Annotated in this window: 21 protein-coding genes; 10 read left to right on the top strand and 11 right to left on the bottom strand. The window is 72.5% G+C overall.

All coding sequences use genetic code 11. The features are described from left to right. Nucleotides 1–29 precede the first annotated feature (29 nt). Entirely contained in the window at nt 30–1958 is a 1929-nt protein-coding gene (locus EDD29_RS32795; RefSeq protein ID WP_123668146.1) for a S9 family peptidase, read from the bottom strand. After that, complete coding sequence (locus EDD29_RS32790; protein ID WP_123668145.1) at nt 1955–3574, bottom strand: ABC transporter substrate-binding protein; 1620 nt, start codon at nt 3572–3574, stop codon at nt 1955–1957. The genes EDD29_RS32795 and EDD29_RS32790 overlap by 4 nt, the downstream gene beginning before the upstream one ends. A 259-nt stretch (nt 3575–3833) precedes the next feature. Between EDD29_RS32790 and EDD29_RS32785 the strand changes: the two genes are divergently transcribed. Continuing rightward, nucleotides 3834–4988 (top strand): DUF3089 domain-containing protein, encoded by a 1155-nt coding sequence (locus EDD29_RS32785; protein WP_123668144.1) that lies wholly within the window; start codon nt 3834–3836, stop codon nt 4986–4988. A 26-nt stretch (nt 4989–5014) separates the two neighbouring features. Here the strand turns inward: EDD29_RS32785 and EDD29_RS32780 are convergent, their stop codons facing one another. Then, nucleotides 5015–5641 (bottom strand): DUF305 domain-containing protein, encoded by a 627-nt coding sequence (locus EDD29_RS32780; RefSeq protein WP_123668143.1) that lies wholly within the window; start codon nt 5639–5641, stop codon nt 5015–5017. A gap of 160 nt (nt 5642–5801) precedes the next feature. On the opposite strand from EDD29_RS32780, the gene EDD29_RS32775 reads away from it, so the two are divergent. Together EDD29_RS32775 and EDD29_RS32770 are read left to right on the top strand one after the other, a co-directional pair. Continuing rightward, nucleotides 5802–6164 carry a BlaI/MecI/CopY family transcriptional regulator gene (locus tag EDD29_RS32775; RefSeq protein ID WP_123668142.1) on the top strand — a complete coding sequence of 121 codons (363 nt, stop codon included), beginning with the start codon at nt 5802–5804 and terminating at the stop codon, nt 6162–6164. 2 nt (nt 6165–6166) lie between these two features. Beyond that, nucleotides 6167–7096 (top strand): M56 family metallopeptidase, encoded by a 930-nt coding sequence (locus tag EDD29_RS32770; protein WP_123668141.1) that lies wholly within the window; start codon nt 6167–6169, stop codon nt 7094–7096. On the opposite strand, the gene EDD29_RS32765 is transcribed toward EDD29_RS32770, so the two are convergent. The 4 genes from EDD29_RS32765 to EDD29_RS32750 form a co-directional block, all read right to left on the bottom strand. Next, on the bottom strand, nt 7097–7747 hold the full coding sequence (locus EDD29_RS32765) for a thioredoxin-like domain-containing protein (protein ID WP_123668140.1): 651 nt from the start codon (nt 7745–7747) through the stop codon (nt 7097–7099). A 129-nt stretch (nt 7748–7876) separates the two neighbouring features. Next, complete coding sequence (locus EDD29_RS32760) at nt 7877–8764, bottom strand: carbohydrate kinase family protein (protein WP_123668139.1); 888 nt, start codon at nt 8762–8764, stop codon at nt 7877–7879. 48 nt (nt 8765–8812) lie between these two features. After that, entirely contained in the window at nt 8813–9469 is a 657-nt protein-coding gene (locus tag EDD29_RS32755; protein WP_123668138.1) for a permease prefix domain 1-containing protein, read from the bottom strand. Further along, nucleotides 9466–9795: a PadR family transcriptional regulator gene (locus EDD29_RS32750; RefSeq protein ID WP_123668137.1), complete on the bottom strand. Its 330-nt coding sequence runs from the start codon at nt 9793–9795 to the stop codon at nt 9466–9468. Before EDD29_RS32750 ends, EDD29_RS32755 begins: the two co-directional genes overlap by 4 nt. A gap of 84 nt (nt 9796–9879) precedes the next feature. Here EDD29_RS32750 and EDD29_RS32745 point away from each other — a divergent pair, with 84 nt between their 5' ends. From EDD29_RS32745 to EDD29_RS32725, 5 genes are all read left to right on the top strand, one after another. Then, the gene (locus tag EDD29_RS32745) at nt 9880–10293 is read left to right on the top strand and encodes a hypothetical protein (protein WP_123668136.1); all 414 of its coding nucleotides are present in this window, start codon (nt 9880–9882) and stop codon (nt 10291–10293) included. A gap of 162 nt (nt 10294–10455) precedes the next feature. After that, on the top strand, nt 10456–11940 hold the full coding sequence (locus tag EDD29_RS32740) for a serine/threonine-protein kinase (protein ID WP_170201678.1): 1485 nt from the start codon (nt 10456–10458) through the stop codon (nt 11938–11940). 50 nt (nt 11941–11990) lie between these two features. Beyond that, a complete protein-coding gene (locus EDD29_RS32735; protein ID WP_123668134.1) occupies nt 11991–12821 on the top strand; it encodes a LysR family transcriptional regulator in 831 nt (276 codons plus the stop codon). Nucleotides 12822–12912: 91 nt separating this feature from the next. Next, entirely contained in the window at nt 12913–13098 is a 186-nt protein-coding gene (locus tag EDD29_RS32730; RefSeq protein WP_123668133.1) for a tautomerase family protein, read from the top strand. Between the two features lie 102 nt (nt 13099–13200). Beyond that, nucleotides 13201–13404 carry a hypothetical protein gene (locus EDD29_RS32725; RefSeq protein WP_123668132.1) on the top strand — a complete coding sequence of 68 codons (204 nt, stop codon included), beginning with the start codon at nt 13201–13203 and terminating at the stop codon, nt 13402–13404. Between the two features lie 35 nt (nt 13405–13439). Here EDD29_RS32725 and EDD29_RS32720 read toward each other — a convergent pair whose 3' ends face one another. From EDD29_RS32720 to EDD29_RS32710, 3 genes are read right to left on the bottom strand one after another with little or no spacing between them, the layout of a single operon-like run. Then, a complete protein-coding gene (locus tag EDD29_RS32720; protein WP_123668131.1) occupies nt 13440–13661 on the bottom strand; it encodes a hypothetical protein in 222 nt (73 codons plus the stop codon). A gap of 9 nt (nt 13662–13670) precedes the next feature. Beyond that, nucleotides 13671–14594: a hypothetical protein gene (locus EDD29_RS32715; protein ID WP_148086171.1), complete on the bottom strand. Its 924-nt coding sequence runs from the start codon at nt 14592–14594 to the stop codon at nt 13671–13673. Nucleotides 14595–14649: 55 nt separating this feature from the next. Continuing rightward, on the bottom strand, nt 14650–15036 hold the full coding sequence (locus EDD29_RS32710; RefSeq protein ID WP_123668129.1) for a hypothetical protein: 387 nt from the start codon (nt 15034–15036) through the stop codon (nt 14650–14652). A 51-nt stretch (nt 15037–15087) separates the two neighbouring features. Here EDD29_RS32710 and EDD29_RS45020 point away from each other — a divergent pair, with 51 nt between their 5' ends. Next, the gene (locus EDD29_RS45020; protein ID WP_148086170.1) at nt 15088–15267 is read left to right on the top strand and encodes a hypothetical protein; all 180 of its coding nucleotides are present in this window, start codon (nt 15088–15090) and stop codon (nt 15265–15267) included. Continuing rightward, on the top strand, nt 15264–16544 hold the full coding sequence (locus EDD29_RS32705) for a fibronectin type III domain-containing protein (RefSeq protein WP_148086169.1): 1281 nt from the start codon (nt 15264–15266) through the stop codon (nt 16542–16544). The genes EDD29_RS45020 and EDD29_RS32705 overlap by 4 nt, the downstream gene beginning before the upstream one ends. A gap of 98 nt (nt 16545–16642) precedes the next feature. Here EDD29_RS32705 and EDD29_RS32700 read toward each other — a convergent pair whose 3' ends face one another. Beyond that, a complete protein-coding gene (locus EDD29_RS32700) occupies nt 16643–17143 on the bottom strand; it encodes a hypothetical protein (protein ID WP_123668127.1) in 501 nt (166 codons plus the stop codon). Nucleotides 17144–17566 lie beyond the last annotated feature (423 nt).

The raw sequence follows: 17566 nt of genomic DNA, 5'->3' as shown, positions 1-17566 counted from the left end.
GCCCGCGCGCGGCGGGCGGGCGGTGGCGGTCATGCGCGGTCTCCGGCTGGGACGGTGGGGGCGGCGGACGAGGTGAGGACACCGTGGCCGGTGAGCCAGCCGAGGATCCGGTCGCGGGCGTCGGCGCAGTTCGCGGGGTCGGTCAGCTCATGGCCCTCGTGAGGATATGTCACCATTTCCACGGTCGTACCGGCTCTGACCAGGGCCTTGTAGAGCCGCTCGGCCTCGCCGAGCGTGGTGACCCGGTCCTCCGCGCCGTGCAGGATCAGCGTCGGCGTCGTCACCGAGTCCGCCGCGTAGAGCGGCGAGCGGTCGGCGAGGAACTCCCGGCCGTCGAGGGTCGCCGGGTCCGCGCCGCCGTGGTAGACGACGTCGTAGCCGCCGCCGATCGCGCTCGTCGTGCGGAAGCTCACCCAGTCGGGGACGCCCGACATGACGACCGCGGCCTGGAAGCGCCCGGTCCTGGTGATCGCCCTGGCCGTCAGGTAGCCGCCGTAGCTCAGGCCCGCGATGGCCTGCCGGTCGGGATCGGCGATGCCCGCGCAGATGAGCAGGTCGGCCCCGGCGAGCAGATCGGCGAGGTCGGCGCCGCCGAAGTCGCCGATCACCGCGCGGGCGTGCTCCTGGCCCCGGCCGCTGCTGCCGCGCGGGTTGGGCAGCAGCACCGCGGCCCCGGCCAGCGCCAGCGGCAGCGCCATCAGGTTCGACTCGCCCGGCGCGAAGGACTGCGCCCAAAGCCAGGTCGGCCCGCCGTGCGCGAGGACGACCAGCGGGAACGGGCCGGGCCCTACGGGGCGCAGGACGAGGCCCTCGATCACCCGGCCGTCGTCGGCCTCCCAGCGGTGGACCTCGCGGACGAGGCCCTCGGCGAGCCGCGCGAGGCCGGCGTTGAAGTCGGTGCGGGGGACGAAGCCGCCGCTGCCGAGGGAGCCCACGGCGACCTCGGGCGGGCTGTCCGGGGCGTCCCAGACCGTCACCGCCCGGCCGGGGCCGCAGGGGACGAGTGAGGGCTGCCCGTCGCGTCCGCCGAGCGCCGCGGGGGCCGTCCAGCGCGAGACGACCGTGCCGTCGGCCTTGACCAGGCCGCCCTGGACGCCCGTGCCGGCCCAGCCCGCGAACCAGAGCCGCCCGGCGTCCAGCCAGCCCAGGTCGGTGACGTCGTCGAGGGACTCCCAGCACGTCGCGCCGCCCGAGGCGAGGTCGACGCGCAGGACCCGGCCCGACACGATGGACAGGCCCTCCACCACGACGGCGCAGGAGCCGTCGGGGGACAGCCGCGGACGGGCGAGCTGCCACGGCGTGGTCAGCAGGGTCCGGACGGAGCCGTCCCGCACGTCCACCTTGACGAGCCGGGGCGCGTAGTACCCGCTCGGAGACGGGTCCGCGGAGACGACCGCGAGGGCCGTCGCCGCACCGTCCCAGTCGGCCTCCCACACGGTGAGCCCGCCCAAAGGCACCGGCTGGAGGCCCTCCCGCCCGGCCTGGGCCAAGAAGAGGCGGCGCAGGCGGGTGCCGGGGGAGTCCACGTAAGGCCCGTCGGGGGCCGGGACCCGTAGGCCGAGATGCATGCCGTCCCGGTCGCTACCGGGGTCGGCGACCCGTACGAGCAGGGCGCCCCCCGCCGCCGCGATCACCTCCTCCACCGCGCCGTCCACCGCCTGCGACCAGGCGATCGCGCCCGTCGCGGCGTCGATCTCCTCGATCCAGCCGAGATCGGACGTCACCGCGACGAGCCGCCCGGTGCCGGGGATCCAGCGCGGCATGACGTGGTCGGTGCCCGGGAGCGGCCGGGCCCCGCCCGTCCCGTCGGCGTCCAGGACGTGCAGGACCATGCCGCCGTCGGACGGCACCGTGAAGGCGATCAGGGAGCCGTCCGCGGTGACGTCCGACGGGACGCGCGCGGCCGTCAGGGCGGCGTGGGCGGCGCGGGGGTCGGCGGTCCCGCCCCATCGACTCATTTGGCTGCGACCTCCGCGGCCCAGGGCGAGATGAAGAAGTACGGGCCGTAGCCGTCGGCGGTGACCTTCGGGCCGAACGCGGTGGCCGACTGGCCCCACCACAGCGGCTGGTAGGGAAGGTCCGCGGCGGCGAGCGTCAGGGCCCGGCCGATGAGGTCGGTGCGCGCCTTGTCCTCGGTCGTCGCCTTGGCCTGGTCGAGCAGGGAGGTCACCTTGGCGTTGGCATAGGAGGCGATGTTGGTGCCGCCCGCCGCCGCGTTGGCGCCGTTGAGGAGCTGCTGGGTGAACTCGGCGGGGTCGCCCGTCGTGGCGAAGTACCAGCCGTACAGTAGGCCCGACTTGCGCTCGGTCAGCTCGGCGATCCACGCCTCGAGCGTGATCTCCTTGACCGTCAGCTCGATCCCGAGGCCCTTGAGGTTCTCGGCGAGGGTCAGCGCGGCCTTGCCGAGCTGCGAGCCGCTGTTGGGGTAGGTCAGGGTGGCCTTGAAGCCGCCCGGCACCGAGGAGGCGGCGAGCTCCTCCTTGGCCTTGGCGAGGTCGAAGTCGACCTGCGGGATCGCGGCGTACATGGCGGCGACGTCGGCGGCGGGCAGGCCCGCCCACTGCGCGGAGGAGGGCAGGGTCGTCGCGACCTCGGCGTGCCCGCCGAGGATGCCGTCCACGATGCCCTTGCGGTCGACGGCGTGCCCGATCGCCTTGCGGACGCGCAGGTCGTCGAACGGCTTGACCGCGGTGTTGAAGGCCAGCGCGACGAGCGAGCGGTCGGTGGTGGTCTTGACCTCGACGCCGTCCAGGCCCTGCCACTGGGCGAGCTGCTCCAGCGGCACGTTGAGCGCGATGTCGACCTCGCCCTGCCGCATGGCCAGCAGCCGGGTGGAGTCCTCGGCGATGAACTCGAAGCGGATCTTGGCGATCTCCGCCTTGCCGCCCCACCAGGCGTCGTTGCGCTCCAGGGTGACGTGGGAGTCCGGTGCGAACTCGGTGACCTTGTAGGGGCCGGTGCCGAGGATCTTGACGTCCGGGGTGCCGATCTTGTCGCCGTTCGCGAGGAACTTCGCGCTGGTGACGAGCAGGGTGCCGGGGGAGACCGTCCAGGCGAAGGAGCTGTCGATCTGGTCCAGCTTGATCGTGATCTCGTGCTCGCCGGTCGCCTTGACGGACTTCACGCCCGCGTAGGCGTAGGCGAACGCCGAGGTGGAGCCCTTCTCGGTGTTGTACTCCAGGCTCGCGACGATGTCGGCGGCGGTGACGGGGGTGCCGTCGGAGAACTTCACGTCCTTGCGGAGCCGGTAGACGAAGGTCTTCGCGTCGTCGCTCTCCCAGGACTCGGCCAGCGCGGGCACGAGGTCGCCGTCGGGGCCGACGCCGACCAGGGCCTCCTGGCACAGGAGCGCGACCACGTAGTTCATGATCCCGGCCTCCTTGCTGGCGTCGAGCGAGCTCAGCGAGGACGGGAGGGCGACCCTCAGCTCGTCCAGCGTGCCGCCGCCCCCGGCGGTCTCCGGCGCGTCCGGGGCGCCGCACGCCGTGAGGAACCCGGGCACCGTCGCCACGCCCCCGGCGATCGCGACCGCCCGCAGGAACGACCGTCGCGACACCCGCTCGAAACCGCCCATCCGCCACCTACCCTTTGCTCACTATGGCGTTCACCAGCGGCGTCTACCATATCTACCCGATTGGGCAGTGACACTAGTTAATCCCGACCGAAACAGTCAAGAAGCCCGTTCCGCCATGAAGTGCGTCCTTCGTCACGTGCTGTCTAGTGGCCACGGCAACAGGTCGAAGGCCGGGGCCTGTCACTCCCGCCGCTAGGCGCGGCGGCTCCGCGTACCCAAGGTGGGCTGTGACGCGGGACACAGCGGTGGAGGGGCGGTCATGCGGTTCAGGCGGGACGGAGTGACGCGGCGGCTGCTCGCCGTCGGGCTGCTGGCGGGGCTGGTGGGCGGGCCGGCGCAGGCGCCCTCCGCGGCGGGGGAGCCCGCGACGGTGTGGCTGTGCGCTCCCGACCTGGCCTCCGACCCCTGCCAGGGCGGCCTGCCCACGACGGACGAACGGACCGGCAAGACCACGACCGTGCCCGAGAGCCGGCCTGTGGACTGCTTCTATGTGTACCCGACGGTCTCCCAAGAGCCGACACCGAACGCGAGCCTCAAGGCGACCCCGCCCGTCACGTCGATAGCCAGGCACCAGGCCGCGCGCTTCTCCGACGTGTGCGAGGTCTGGGCGCCCGTCTACCGGCAGCGGACCCTCACCGCGCTGGCCGTCGGCGGCCTCTACGGGCCGGAACTCCAGGCCGAGAGCGCGCGGATCGCCTACGGCGACGTCGTGGCCGCCTGGAAGGAGTACCTGGCCCGGAGCGAGGACGGCCGGGGCGTCGTCCTCATCGGGCACTCCCAGGGCACCGGGGTCCTGCGGCGGCTCATCCGGGAGGAGATCGACCCCGACCCGGCGGCGCGTGCCCGGCTCGTCTCCGGGCTGCTGCTCGGCGGCACCGTCGCGGTGCGCAAGGGGACCGACCGGGGCGGCGACTTCCAGCACGTCCCGCTCTGCGAGGCCGAGGACCAGACGGGCTGCGTCCTGTCGTACGCCTCGTTCAGCAAGGAGCCCGGCGAGGACACGCTGTTCGGACGGGTCCCGGCCGAGGACAACGGCAGCGGCTTCCCTTCCGGGCCGGACTACGAGGCGGCCTGCACCAACCCCACGTCGCTGCGCCACAACCTGCCGGGCGTCGCGAAGACGATCCTGCGCACCGACCCCGTCCCGGGACTCCTCGGGATCGCCGCCCTCATCACGTACGGGGGGCGGCCTCCTACGGCCGCGACCCCCTGGCTCGTCCCGTCCGACAGGTACGTCGTCCGGTGCGTCCACGAGAACGGCGCCCATGTCCTGCGCGTCACGGGCCTGCCCGGATCACGCGCCCTGCACGCGGCGCCTCTGCCGACGTGGGGCATTCACCTGCTCGACGTGAACATCGCGCTGGGCGACCTGCTCCGGATCGTGGGGAAGCAGTCGGCCGCTTACATGGCCTGACGCGCGGCGTGATCAGGACCGTGTGATCAAGACCGCGAGGAGCCGCCGCGCTCGTCCAGGAGATCGGTCAGCACCTTGATCTCCGCGGTCTGGCTGCGCACGATGCTGGCCGCGAGCGACCTGACGTGCTCGTCGTCGGCGAGCGGGAGGACCGCCTCGGCCATCGCCACCCCGCCCTCGTGGTGGGCGATCATGAGGGTGAGGAACAGCACCTCGGCGTCGCGCCCCTTGGCCGCGCGCAGCTTCGCGAGATCCTCCTGGGAGGCCATGCCGGGCATGGTCGTGGCGTCGGCGACCGCGGCGCCGCCGTGGTGCCCGGCCATCCACTCCATCGGGCGGCGCGCGCCGGTCAGCGGCAGGTCCCACTGGATCAGCCAGTCCTGCATCCTGCCGATCTGGTTCTGCTGGGTGAGCAGCATGTCCAGCGCGATCGTCCGCAGCGTCGGGTCGTCGGTGCCGTCGCGGATGATCAGCGCCATCTCCACCGCCTGCGTGTGGTGGATCGTCATGTCCCGGCTGAACCCGGCCTCCGCCGAGGTCTCCACCGGCCGGTCCGGCGCCGCGACGAACGCGCCGAGCAGCCCGGCGGCGACGAGCAGGACCAGGCCGAGCAGGACGCGGGGAATCCGTGCGGCGGGCCGCGGCGAGGTCATCGGGCTTCCTTCCGAGGGGCGGAACGGGGGCGGGGCGCGAACTTCTACCGACAATAGAAGACCGTCGGGGGTCGCCCGACCCGGGTCCGCCGCGGCCCGGCGGAACCGTCCGGACCCCGCGCTACCCTGACGTCCGGACGTCTGAAGAGGGGGGACGGGCGTGCGCCTGGGAGACCTGGAGCGAGCGGTGATGAACGAGCTGTGGGCCCGGCCGGGGGCCGGTGTGCTCGCCAAGGACCTCGCCGAGTCCCTGCCGTCGCACCCGGCCGTCACCACGGTGCTGACCATCCTCGACCGCCTCGTTCGCAAGGGCCTCGTCACCCGCGAGCGGGAGGGCCGCGCGCACCGTTACCACGCGCTGCACAGCAAGGAGGCCCACGTCGCCGAGACGATGAACGAGGCGCTGGCCGCCGCCGACGACCGCGAGTCGGCCCTCAGCCACTTCCTCGGCACCGTCTCGCCCGACGACGTCGCCGCCCTGCGCCGCATTCTGGCGGCCGCGCCCGACGGGGAAGGGTCCTAGCCGTGGCCGGGGTCTGCGTCGCCGCAGGGCTGCTCGCGCTCGGCGCCGTCCTCCTCGGGCCGCTGCCCGCCCTGCTCGCCCGCGCCGCCTGGAGCGACCGGGCCCCGCGCGCCGCCCTCGCCCTCTGGCAGGCGGTCACCGGCGCGGCGGCCCTCAGCGTCGTCGGCGGGCTGCTCGCCGTCGCGGTCGCGCCGCTCGCCGCGACGCTGCACTGCAGCCTGCGGGTCTTCGCGGCGCAGACCCTCGAAGGCGACCCGCTGCGCGGCATGGGCGCGGCCGAGATCGTCGCCCTGGCATGGGCGGCCGCCGTGGTCGGCGGGATCACCGCGGTCTTCGGGCACGCGTTCGCGCGACAGGTCCGGGCCCGGCGCAGGCACCGGCACCGCGTCGACCTCGTCGCCGTCGCCCGACGCGACGGGGCGCTCGTCGTCGAGCACGCGGTCCCCGCGGCCTACTGCCTTCCCGGTTTCCGGCCGCGCGTCGTCGTCACCTCGGGGCTCCTCGCGCTGCTGGAACCCGCCGAACTCGCCGCGGTCCTCGACCACGAGCGCGCGCACGCCAGGGGCCGTCACCACCTGCTGCTCCTGCCGTTCCACGCGCTCGCCGCCGCGCTGCCGCGGTTCACCGCCTTCCGCAGCGCGCACGACAGCGCCGCGCGGCTGGTGGAGATGCTCGCCGACGACCACGCGCGGGCCAGGCACGGCGGCCGGACCGTCGCGTCGGCGCTGGTCCGGCTCGCCGCGGGGCGCGCGGAGGCCGCGTCGGTCCCCGCGCCCGCGCTGGGCGCGGCGGAACGCTCGGTCGTCGCTCGGGTGCGCCGCCTCACCGCGCCCGCGGCCCCCATGCCGGGCTGGCAGCGGGCCGCGGTGTACGCCGGTTCCGCGGCGCTGTGGGCGGCGACGCCCGCGGTGCTGGGCGGCTGCCTGCTGTGATCAGGCCTCGGGCGTGCCGGTGCCGTTGGTGCACGGCGCGCCGGGCTCGGGGGCGTTCTGCGACTGCGCGAACTCGGTGATGAACGCGGTGAGCTTGGCGTCGGCCGGGTCGGTGACCTTCAGCTGGGCGCCCCACGCGCTGGCGAAAATCCCGTCGGTGACGCCCTCGTGCGGGCTGAGCAGGAGGTACGGCTTGCCCCGGACGAGGTCGCGCAGCCGCGTCACCTGGTCTTCGGCGAGGCTCTCCGCGTAGGTGATCCAGACGGCCCCGTGCTCCAGGGCGTGGACGGCGTTCTCGTCGCGGAGCGGGCCCGGGTAGATCCCGCAGTTCTGCCAGACGGCGTCGTGATCGCCGCCGACCGGCGGGGTCTGCCCGTACTGCATGTCCTTGGTGACGTGGTCCGCCGTCAGGCCCTCGTAGATCGTCACCCCGTCCGCGCGCACGCTGGACGTCACGGGCGCGGCCTTCGTCGGGGGCGCGGACTCCTGCTGGGCGACCATGAACACCAGGCCCGCGACCACGCCGACCCCCGCCACCGCGGCGGCGGAGATCCCCAGGATCTTCTTGCGCCGCTCGCGCGCCTGCTCCCGCGCGCGCATCTCGGCGACCCGCTGCCGCGTCTCGCGCGCCGACTTCTGACTGGGGGACATGGGACTCCTCCGGGGGAACGCCGCGCTCGGGGGACCGGCGACACGTATTTCTACGGAACGTAGAAAAATATAATCCAGCCCGCCCCATGATCGAACCGTCCTGCTTCCTCCCGGTCCCTCCCCGGGTCGTCAGAGCCGGTCCCGCAAGGTGGCGAGCGTGATCGGGTCTGCATGGGTGCCCTGCGAGGTGCAGGCGTGGTGGCCTGCGACGGCGCCGTAGCGGAGGGCGGTCTCCAGGGGAAGGGCGTTGAGGCGGGCGTAGAGGAAGCCGGAGACGAAGGCGTCGCCCGCGCCGTTGGAATCGACGGCCGGGGCGCCCGTGGCGGGGGCGTAGGGGCGGACTTCGGGGGCCTCCCGGGTGAGGTACATGCCTCCGGCGGCGCCGTCGGTCGCGATGACGGTGTGCGCCCGGCCGCGGTCAAGGACCCTGCGCATGACGTCCGGCGTACGCCGCCCCAAGGACGCCGCGCTCAGGAAGACCAGGTCGGACGAGTACGCGAAGTCCTCCTGATAGGCGGCCTCCCCGTCCCAGGCGTGCAGATCGGTGGACGTGGAGACGCCTTCCAGCAGCGGATAGACGTGCCGCGCGAAGTCCATGATGGACACGTGGACGTGACGGGCTCCCCGGAGGAGGCCGCCCATCACCTCCTTCGAGACCCGCATCTCCGGTGTGTCCTCCCCGTCATAGAAGGACATCCGCCTCCCCGCCGAATCCACGAAGTTGACGGCCCGCCGCGTCCGGGAGGCGGGCAGCGCGCTCAGCACGACCCCGCCCCGCGCGAGCCGCCGCCGCACGAGATCCCCCTGCGGATCGTCCCCCAGGAACTCGACGAGCCGCGCGCCGAGCCCCAGCGCCGCGCACCCGAGCGCCACCCCCGCCCCGGTGTGCCCCGCGTGGTCCGCGATCCCCGGCGCCATCACCGAGTCGACCGCCTCCGCCGGGAACCGCTCGACCCGCACGATGGTGTCCACCCCGGCCCCGCCGACGACCAGCACGTCACAAGAAAGATCTTCCATTCCCCCACCTTCGTCCCTCCACGGGCGATCCGTCGAGAGCGCGAAGCCTCAGGCGGGCGCGAGGCGAGCGCAGTCGCGGCAGCGGCGGGCGGAGGCGGCGACCTTGCCGTGGCCGAGAAGGGCCGCACCGACGGCGAGGGCGAGCGGGGGGCCGTTCGCGGCGGAGACGCACAGGGCCGCCGTGCCGAGCGCGATCGCGGCGGCCGCCGCCGTCCCCGCCCAGGCCATGGCGCGCGGAAGGAGCGCCGCGGAAGGCAGGCGGGGCGACGATGGGCCCGTGGTGGCGAGCACGAGGAACGCGAGCACGGCCGCGCAGCCCGCGGTGGCGGCCGAAGGCACGGCGAGCAGTTCGACGGCGTGCCCGGTCGGCCAGAGCGGCGACCAGCAGGCCAGCAGCACGGGGACGGCCAAGGCGACGGCCTTCGCGGTGTGCCTTGCCTGGGCGACGGTCAGCTCTTCTTGGCAGGCCGCCGCGATCTCCGTCACGGGCCCGAACTCCCGGACGGCCTCGGCGCCCGCCTCCTCGGCGGGCATCCCTTCGCCGACGTGAACCGCGACGGTCTCGGCCAGGTCGCCGCGCATCTCCTCGACCAGCCTCTCCCGGGCGGTCCGGGGGCCGCGGAGCGCGGCGGAGAGGTCGGCCAGGTAGGCGCCGACCGCGTCGGCCTCCGGGGGAACGGCCGACGGGCGATTCGCCCGGGTCATGGCGCCGGCGACGGGTTGAGCACCGCGTCGATCGCGGTCGTGAACGCGCGCCAGGAGGTGCGCTCCTCGGCGAGCGTGCGGCGGCCCGCGTCGGTCAGCTCGTACCGCCGCCGTCTGCGCTCCCCGGACGCCTCCCAGGCGCTGCGCAGCAGCCCCAGCCGCTCCAGCCGGTTCAGCGCCGGGTACACGGTCCCCTTGCGCAGTTCCAGCGCCCCGGCGCTGCGCTCCTCGACCGCGGTGATGATCGCGTACCCGTGGGCGGGGCCCGCCTCCAGCGCCGCGAGCAGCAGGGCGTCGAGGTGCCCCCGCACGGAATCCGCCTTCATGGGTAGGCAGCCTACCCAAGACCGTCCGGGCGTGGTAGACAGGTTGGCAGCCAATCCATCGACGCACGCCCCGGAGCCCGACCCATGACGGAACTCCTGCTCACCCTCCATGTCCTCGCCGCGCTCCTGGCGATCGGCCCCATGGCGGTCGCCTCGTCCCTCTTTCCTCGCCAGGCCCGGGATCAGGCGCCCACCACGGCCCTCCTTCACCGCATCTGCCGGGGCTACTCCCTGGTCGGTCTCGCCATCCCCGTCTTCGGCTTCGCCACCGCGCTCGCCCTCGACGTCCTCACCGCCCCGTGGCTCCTGGTCTCGATCGTCCTCACCGCCCTCGCGGCGGGAGTCCTGGCCTTCGCCGTCCTGCCCGCTCAGCGACATCTTCTGGACGTCCCGTCCGACGCCCCCGGGACGGCCGCCCGGCTGCACATGACCACGGGGATCTTCAACCTCCTCTGGGCCGCCGTCGCCGTCCTCATGGTGACCCGCCCCGGGGCCTGATCGCGCTCCCCGGCGACGCGTCGAAATCCGCTTCAGGTCGGGTCCCGGTGTCCGAAATCCCGGTCCGCCGCTCCACGCCGTCGACCGTGTCGGCCGGGGGGACGACGGGGTCGCAGACCCTCTTTGCCGGAGCATATGGACAATGACGTCTTTCGTGGCACCATGAGTGGCTCGTCGGTGATCAAGGGGGGCGGGGTGGAGGACGGCTCGGGTCCGAGCGTCGGCCGGGAACTCGGCGGCAGGTACCGGCTGGAGTCCCTGATCGGGCGCGGCGGGATGGGCCAGGTGTGGCGCGCCATCGACCAGCGGCTGCGCCGCGCGGTCGCGGTGAAGGTGCTGCCCACGGAGATCGCCGTCGCCGAGGGCGGCCTCGCCCGGTTCGAACGGGAGGCGGAGGCCACGGCGGCGCTCCAGCATCCCGGCATCACCGTCGTCTTCGACATCGGGCAGGACGAGGACGGCCTCACCTACCTGGTGATGGAGCTCCTCGAAGGCGAGGACCTGCGCACCGTCCTGGGGAGGTACCCCGACGGGATGCCGGTGCCCCGCGCCGTCGAACTCGCCCTTCAGCTCGCCGACGCCCTCGCCACCGCGCACGCGCAGGGCATCGTGCACCGCGACATCAAGCCCGCGAACCTGTTCGTGCTGAAGGACGGACGCCTCAAGCTGCTCGATTTCGGCATCGCCGGCCTCACCGTCGAGGCCACCAGGCTCACCCGGGACGGCGGCTCGCTCGGCACCCCGCTCTACATGGCCCCCGAGCAGTTCCGGGGAGACCCCGCGGACTTCCGTTCCGACCTCTACGCGCTCGGCGGCGTCCTGCACGAGCTCCTCACCGGGCGCCCGCCCTTCGCGTCGGAGACCGGCCTGCCCGGACTGCTCTACGCGCATCTGAACGAGCCGCCCCCGCGCGTCAGGTCGCGCCGGCCGGAGGTGCCGGAAGGACTCGAGGACCTCGTTCTCGCGCTGCTGGCCAAGTCGGTGGACCAGCGTCCGCCCAGTGCCGCCGCCGTCGCGTCCTACCTTCGGGAGCTGCCGCGCGAGGGCGCGCCGACCGGGGGCGCCTTCCCGAGTCCGGCTCCGCCGCCGTCGGCCGGGGCGAGCACACCGCCGCCGCCCCAGTTCCCCGCACCGACCATGCCGCCGCAGCCGCCCGCGCGCGGCTGGGAGCCGTCCACCGCGCTGACGGTCGGGGCGGTGCTCCTCACGCTCACCGTGACCGGCCTGGCCGTCCTCTTCGCGGTCAACGGCCTGCCGGGCGGCGACCCGTCCGCGGGCCGGAGCGTGTCCCCGGTGACGGCGTCCTCGCCGGTCCGGCCGGTCACGCCGGAACCGCCGAAGACCCCGGACAAGCGAGAGATCGTCTACACGCTGACCGGCCACGCGTCGAACGCGCGCGTCATGTACATGTCCCCGACCGGCGGCTCCTCCTCTGGGACGGTCAAGCTCCCCTGGACCAAGAAGTTCACGGCCGACCGCTTCACCTTCCTGACCGTGTCGGTCAGCGCGGGCCCCGTCACCAGCAAGCTCCGCTGCCGCATCACGGTCGACGGCGAAGTGGTCCAGGACGGCACCAGTGAGAACGGCGACTACGTCTCCGTGAGCTGCACCTACTCGCCCTACATGACCGGCCTCCCCACGCCCTGACGGCCCGTCCGCCGGTCGCGACCGTGCCCGCGCGCGGGTTGAATGGGCGGGTGGAACTGAGGGAACTGCGCTGCTTCGTGGCGGTGGCCGAAGAGCTGCACTTCGGCAGGGCCGCGGCACGGCTGCACGTGGCGCAGCCCGCGGTCAGCCAGCAGGTGCGGCGGCTGGAGCGGGAACTCGGTGTGCCGCTGTTCGACCGGACCTCGCGCCGGGTGCGCCCGACGCCGGAGGGCGTCCGGTTCCTCGCCGAGGCGCGCGCCGTGCTCGCGGCGGTCGAGCGGGCCCGTGCGTCGGTGGCCCCGGTCCGCAGGCTCAGGCTCGGGACGAGCGCCGGTCTCGGTCGGCATCTCGACCGCGTCCTGGACCGGCTGCCCGGCGTCCGGGTCGACCTGGACGGCGGGCCGCGGCGGCTCGACCGGGTCGCCGCCGGCGCGCTGGACGCCGCGTTCGTGCGCGGCGTCGCCGACCACCCCGGCCTCGACCTCCACCCGGTCTGGGAGGAGCCACTGCTGGCCGCGCTGCCCGCCGGGCACCGGCTCGCCGAGGCGGGCGCCGTCCGGCTGGCGGACCTTGCCGCGCTGCCGCTGCGGCTGGCCGACCGGCGCCGCAACCGGCCGCTCGCCGATCTGATGGAGACGGCGAGCCCGGGCCAGCGCGTCGTCGCCGAGCCCGCCTCCCTGGACGACGCCCTCGCGCTCATCGGCGCGGGCGAGCCTTTGTGGACCGTGGTCTACGCCGCCCACGCCGAACGCCTCCACCGGCCCCGCGTCGCGGTCCTCCCGATGGAGCCGCCCCTGGCGCTCACGACCTACCTTGCCGTCCGTCCGGACTGCTCCTGGACGTCGGAAATCCTCCTGGCCTGCGGCGATAAGGAACCGTGATCGCTGCGGGAACGGATCGGCCCTTGGTCGCGGAGCCGCCGTCCGATGGACTCTCCCCGTCAGCACGACCCTCGTGAACGGAAGAGGCCCCATGCCGATCGTCACCATCAAGCAACTGCCCCGCGACGTCACCCGCAAGAGGCGGGCGGCCGAGGCCGTCACCGCCGCCCTGGCCGCCGCCTACGACTGCCCGCCCGACCTCATCAAGATCTTCTTCGCCGAGTACCCGCCCGACTCCGTCGCCTTCGGCGGCGAACTCCGCTCCGACGCGCCCTGACCCCACCCCGGTGCGGGACCCCCGATCCCGCACCGGGCCGGTGACCGCTCTCATGGCCCATTTCTGCGACCCGCCGACTTCTTCCCCGCCCTGGGCATCCTGATGAACCGCCTCTTCCCGGGCCAGGACAGCGCCTGGCAGCCGGGCCGGCTGCGGGCCCTGCGCACCGCGGCCCGCACCGTCGCCTACCTGGCGGTCGTGCCCCTCGCCGTGGCGTCCTTCGCGCTGGACCTCGCCCTGGCCGCCCGGATCACCCGCACCGACAAGGGCGCCAACACCTACCGCCTCCTCGCCCGCAAGACCTGACCCGCACCGCGAACGGTCCCCGGCCGTCGGCCCTGTCAGGGGTTGTCGGTCCGGGCGATCGCGCCGACCGGATCTCCCTCGACGTCGATGGTCCCGGCCCGAAGCAGGGACCTGGTCCCGGGGATCGCGGCGAGGTGGCGGGTATGCAGCGCGGCGGTGTCGGAACCGCTGAGCGGCTCGGGGGAGACCGCGGTCCGGGTCCAGACGCCGGACGACGAGCGGTGGAACAGGGCCCGCGACTCGTCGCTCCAGTTCACACCGATGAATCAGAGACCTCCGTCGCGGGCGGAGACCGGTTCCCCCAGGTCCCAGCCTCGCGCGAGGGAGGGCCTCTCGGCCTTCCACGACGAGCCGTTCCAGGCGACGAAGGTGCCGACCGACACCGTCTGGGCGTTCTCCTTCAGGCAGGTTCCGACCGGCTTGCCCTGGTGCGTGGTGAGCAGGGTCGCGCCATGGCAGGCCGGGTCGGACAGACGAGTCCAGCGCTTGCCGTCGAACCGCAACGCGGCGGGCGCTCCGCCGCCTTCCGGGAGGTTCTTGGAGGATTTGTAGCCGGTTGCAAACGTCCTCCCCTCGGGTCCCTTCGTGACCGCGGCCACGACGTAGGGGACCGAACGCTCCTTCCACCCCTTACCGTCGTAGTGCAGCGCCACGGACTTGAAGCCGCCTTCGGCGACCCGGGAAGCGAACACCCAGATGTTCTTGCCCCCGAGCACGGCCATGGATCGGACCGAGTACCCCTGCCACTTCTTCATGACCGCCCACTTGGTCCCGTTCCACCGCACGAGGGTGGAGGAGTAGTGGCTTCCGCGAGGCGGGGAGGGAGCCTCCGGACGCTGGAAGACGGCCACGGCGAACACGGACTTCCGGCCCGCCGCGCCGACCGGACCGAACCCGTTGCCGAGTTCGGCCGGCAGTTTCGTGTGCCGCCAAGCCGCTCCGTCGAAACGGTACGCCAGCAGATCGCTGGTCGGCTTCGCAGAGAACTCCGCGCCGTTGCCCTGACCGAAGGCGAACGCGCTCTTGGGGCCGAGCGCGAGCACCTGGTCGAACCCCGAGAATCCCTTCCCGTACCTGGGCTCCACCGTCTTCACGAGGCGCCACTGCGCCGCCTGACCGGTGCCGGCCGCCGCCGACGGAACGGCCACCATGACCGCCACCGTCGACGCCGCGGCACCCGCTGCTCTCATCATCCGCATTCTCGCTTCCGGGGGCGTTGACTCAACATGTCCGCACGATCTTCGTCTACCAGCCCACCCAGAAGAAGGGGCGCACCTTGTAATAACGGTCGTTGTTCTGGCCCAGTTCGTAGGCCTTGGTGCCATCGGCGTTGAGTACCTTGGCGCGGTCCTTGGTGCAGTACTCCTCGTTTTTGATCCCCTGGCAGACGGCGTAGCGCCCGTCGGTCCAGTTGCTGAAGCTCTTCACACGGGTGATGTTCGGCCAGTTGCCCGAACCGAACACCTTGAGCGGCTTCTCACCGGAGGCGGTGGCCTTCTTCACCGTCCCGACACGCCATTCGGTCCACAACATCAGATTGCTCTGGCCGGTCGCGCGGCTCTGGAAGAGATCCTGCCCGGACGAAGCGGCATTGGGCAGCGCGACGATCTTGTCGACCTTCGGATATCCCATGCTGTCGTTCAACTTGTAGGCGCGGGGCCCTCTCCGCTCGGTGAGGGGACCGTGGACGGCGGACAGCGCGTCTCCCTTCGGGTGCCCACCTACCTGATCGAGCCGGGCGATCCCTACACCTGGCAGATGGAGTCGTGCGCGGAGTCGACCTGCTCCCCGCGCACCGCGGCCCAGCCGCTCACCTGGGGCGAGGCGCCCCCCCCGCCCCCATCCCCGCCTCGCTGGCCGTGACAGCCGACAAGCTCACCCTCGACACCGCACCGATCGGTGCCACCGCCCGCGCGGGCGTGCCCTGCGCGCTGCCGCTCGCGACCGGAATCCAGCTGGGCGGCACGGACGACGCCGAGACCGTCACACGGCTGCGGGTCGACCTCTCCCAGGTGCCCGTCGGCGCCGAGATCGTGTCCACGACGCTCACCCTCACCGGTTGTGCGGGCGACTGCGCCGCGAGCCGGCAGATCACCGTGCACCAGATCGAGCCCATGACCGTGCCGGCGACCGGTCCGCTGGTCGTGAGCGCCGGCCTGGCCGACGCCCTCGGCCAAGGCCCGGCGAACGGGGCGGCGATCCAGCTCGGCAGCGCGCTGGACGACCGTGCCGCTGCGGCCGACACAGGCGTGCTGCTGCGCTCCCCGGGGACCGGCTCCACCTCCTTCACCGGTCTGTCCCTCACCATCGGCTACGCGGTCGCCGAGGCGCCGGGCGGGGTCTCGTCGGTGAGCGCACGGCCGGGAGACGGCGGTGTGCTCGCGAGCTGGGAGATCGAGGAGGCCATCGACGCGGAGTCCTACGAGGTCGAGATCCTGGACCCGGGCGGCGCCCTCGTGGAGACCGCCACCACCATGGACACTTCGGTGATCATCGACGGTCTCACCAACGGCCAGGCCTACGGAGTCCGGGTCCGAGGCGTCAACCCGGCGGGCCCTGGCCCGTGGACGACGACCTCGGCACCGGTCACCGCCGTTGCGGCTCCGGGCGGAGTGCAGGACTTCGTCGACGCGGTCCAGCAGTTCGGAGAAGCCCAGCAGGGTCTCGTCGACGGCACCTTCGCGGACGTGGCCGCCGCCCTGACCGCGAGCGCGCAGAGTTCGCTGTTCTCGTCCGCGCTGGCGGTCACCGGGGATCCCCTCCTGGCGGAAAAGGCAGAACTCGTGCTCCAGGGCATCGACCGGGAGAGCGACGTACCCACCGTCGAGGAAGCGCTGGTCAGCTATGACGCGGCGGCCAACCGGGTCACCGTCCGCGCGGTCCTGTCCACCCGGACCACCGACACCTACACCGACTCCACCTACATCGACCCCGACACCGTGGGCCCCGCCGAGGCCGTGACCGAGGAGACGGTGACCGTCGACTACGTCTTCGCGCTCCCGGCGACGACGCAGCCGTTCTCGGCCTCCTTGCTCACCGGACCGACGCTGACCGTCCTGAAGGACGGTGCCGCGGTCGACGCGGTCGACACCTCGGCCAACGCCGTCGTCGCCAGCGTGGCCGAGGACAACACCATGTAGCGCGGCACCACCCGATCACGGGAGCCCGGCGGACCGCTCCGCCGGGCTCCTTCTGCTCTTTCACGCTGTGGACACGGCCCGAGAGCACCCGTCGGAGGTCAGGGGTGTGAAGCGGGGCCCCAGAGGGACTCGGATTCGTTGAGGGCGTCGCGCAGGTCGGTGGGGCTGATGGCGTCGATCGGGGCGCTCAGCCGGATATGGCCGTGCTGCAGCGAGTGGACGTACTCATGGAATCCGCCGCCAGACCGGTAGAGACCCTTGCCGTTGTCGACGCACTCGACGGGGGCGGCACTGTCGGCGTTGGGGATCGGGGTGGAGGCGCACGATTCGGCGGTGAAATCGACAGGGTGGACCTGCAACTCCGCGTGGTCGTCCGAATTCGAATCCGAAACATATCTCATGCGGAAGCCGCCACCGTCGAGGGGTTCTACCGTCTTCTCCTCGGCGGTGAATCCGGGCACCTCGGCCCGGAAGATGAAATCGGGATCCACGCCCTGCTCCGTCAGTCGCCGCACTGTCGCGTCATCCATCGCGGGAGCCTCGCATCCCGAGACGCACAACCCGGCGGACAATACGGCGACCGCGATCCGCAGCATCATGCAGCGACCGTACAGTAAGGAAGTCCTGGTATTCAATATCCGTCCATCGCCTTCCTGGGTCGCCGGTCCGGAAGGGCGCACACAGCGCGGGCATGCCGAGATTCATCCAATGCGGTCAGGTTTTCGTGGGTGTCATGCCCAGGCAGGGACGGAATCTCCCTCAGGTGCCCGTGGCGGCTTGGGGAACGTCGAAGTCTTCACGCGGCACCCTGCCGAATCGAGTAATAATCCCTGTCGCGAACACTCGAATCGAATTTATTGGGCAGTGATCAAGTACCGACTCCCAGTCATGTCCATTGACAATTATTTGGCGTTCTTTAACCATTCTTTCTATCAAGATCATCTCTACTGGAATGGTGAAGGAGTGTCCGCAGAATTTTCTAGTAGGAAACGGTTCTGGGAGCGTTTCGGATCCGTCCTCGT

This window comes from Actinocorallia herbida, assembly GCF_003751225.1.
In the GTDB taxonomy this organism is placed as follows: Bacteria; Actinomycetota; Actinomycetes; order Streptosporangiales; family Streptosporangiaceae; genus Actinocorallia; species Actinocorallia herbida.
The sequence above is the reverse complement of the archived record's forward strand: the minus strand, read 5'-3'. Positions and strand labels throughout refer to the sequence as shown.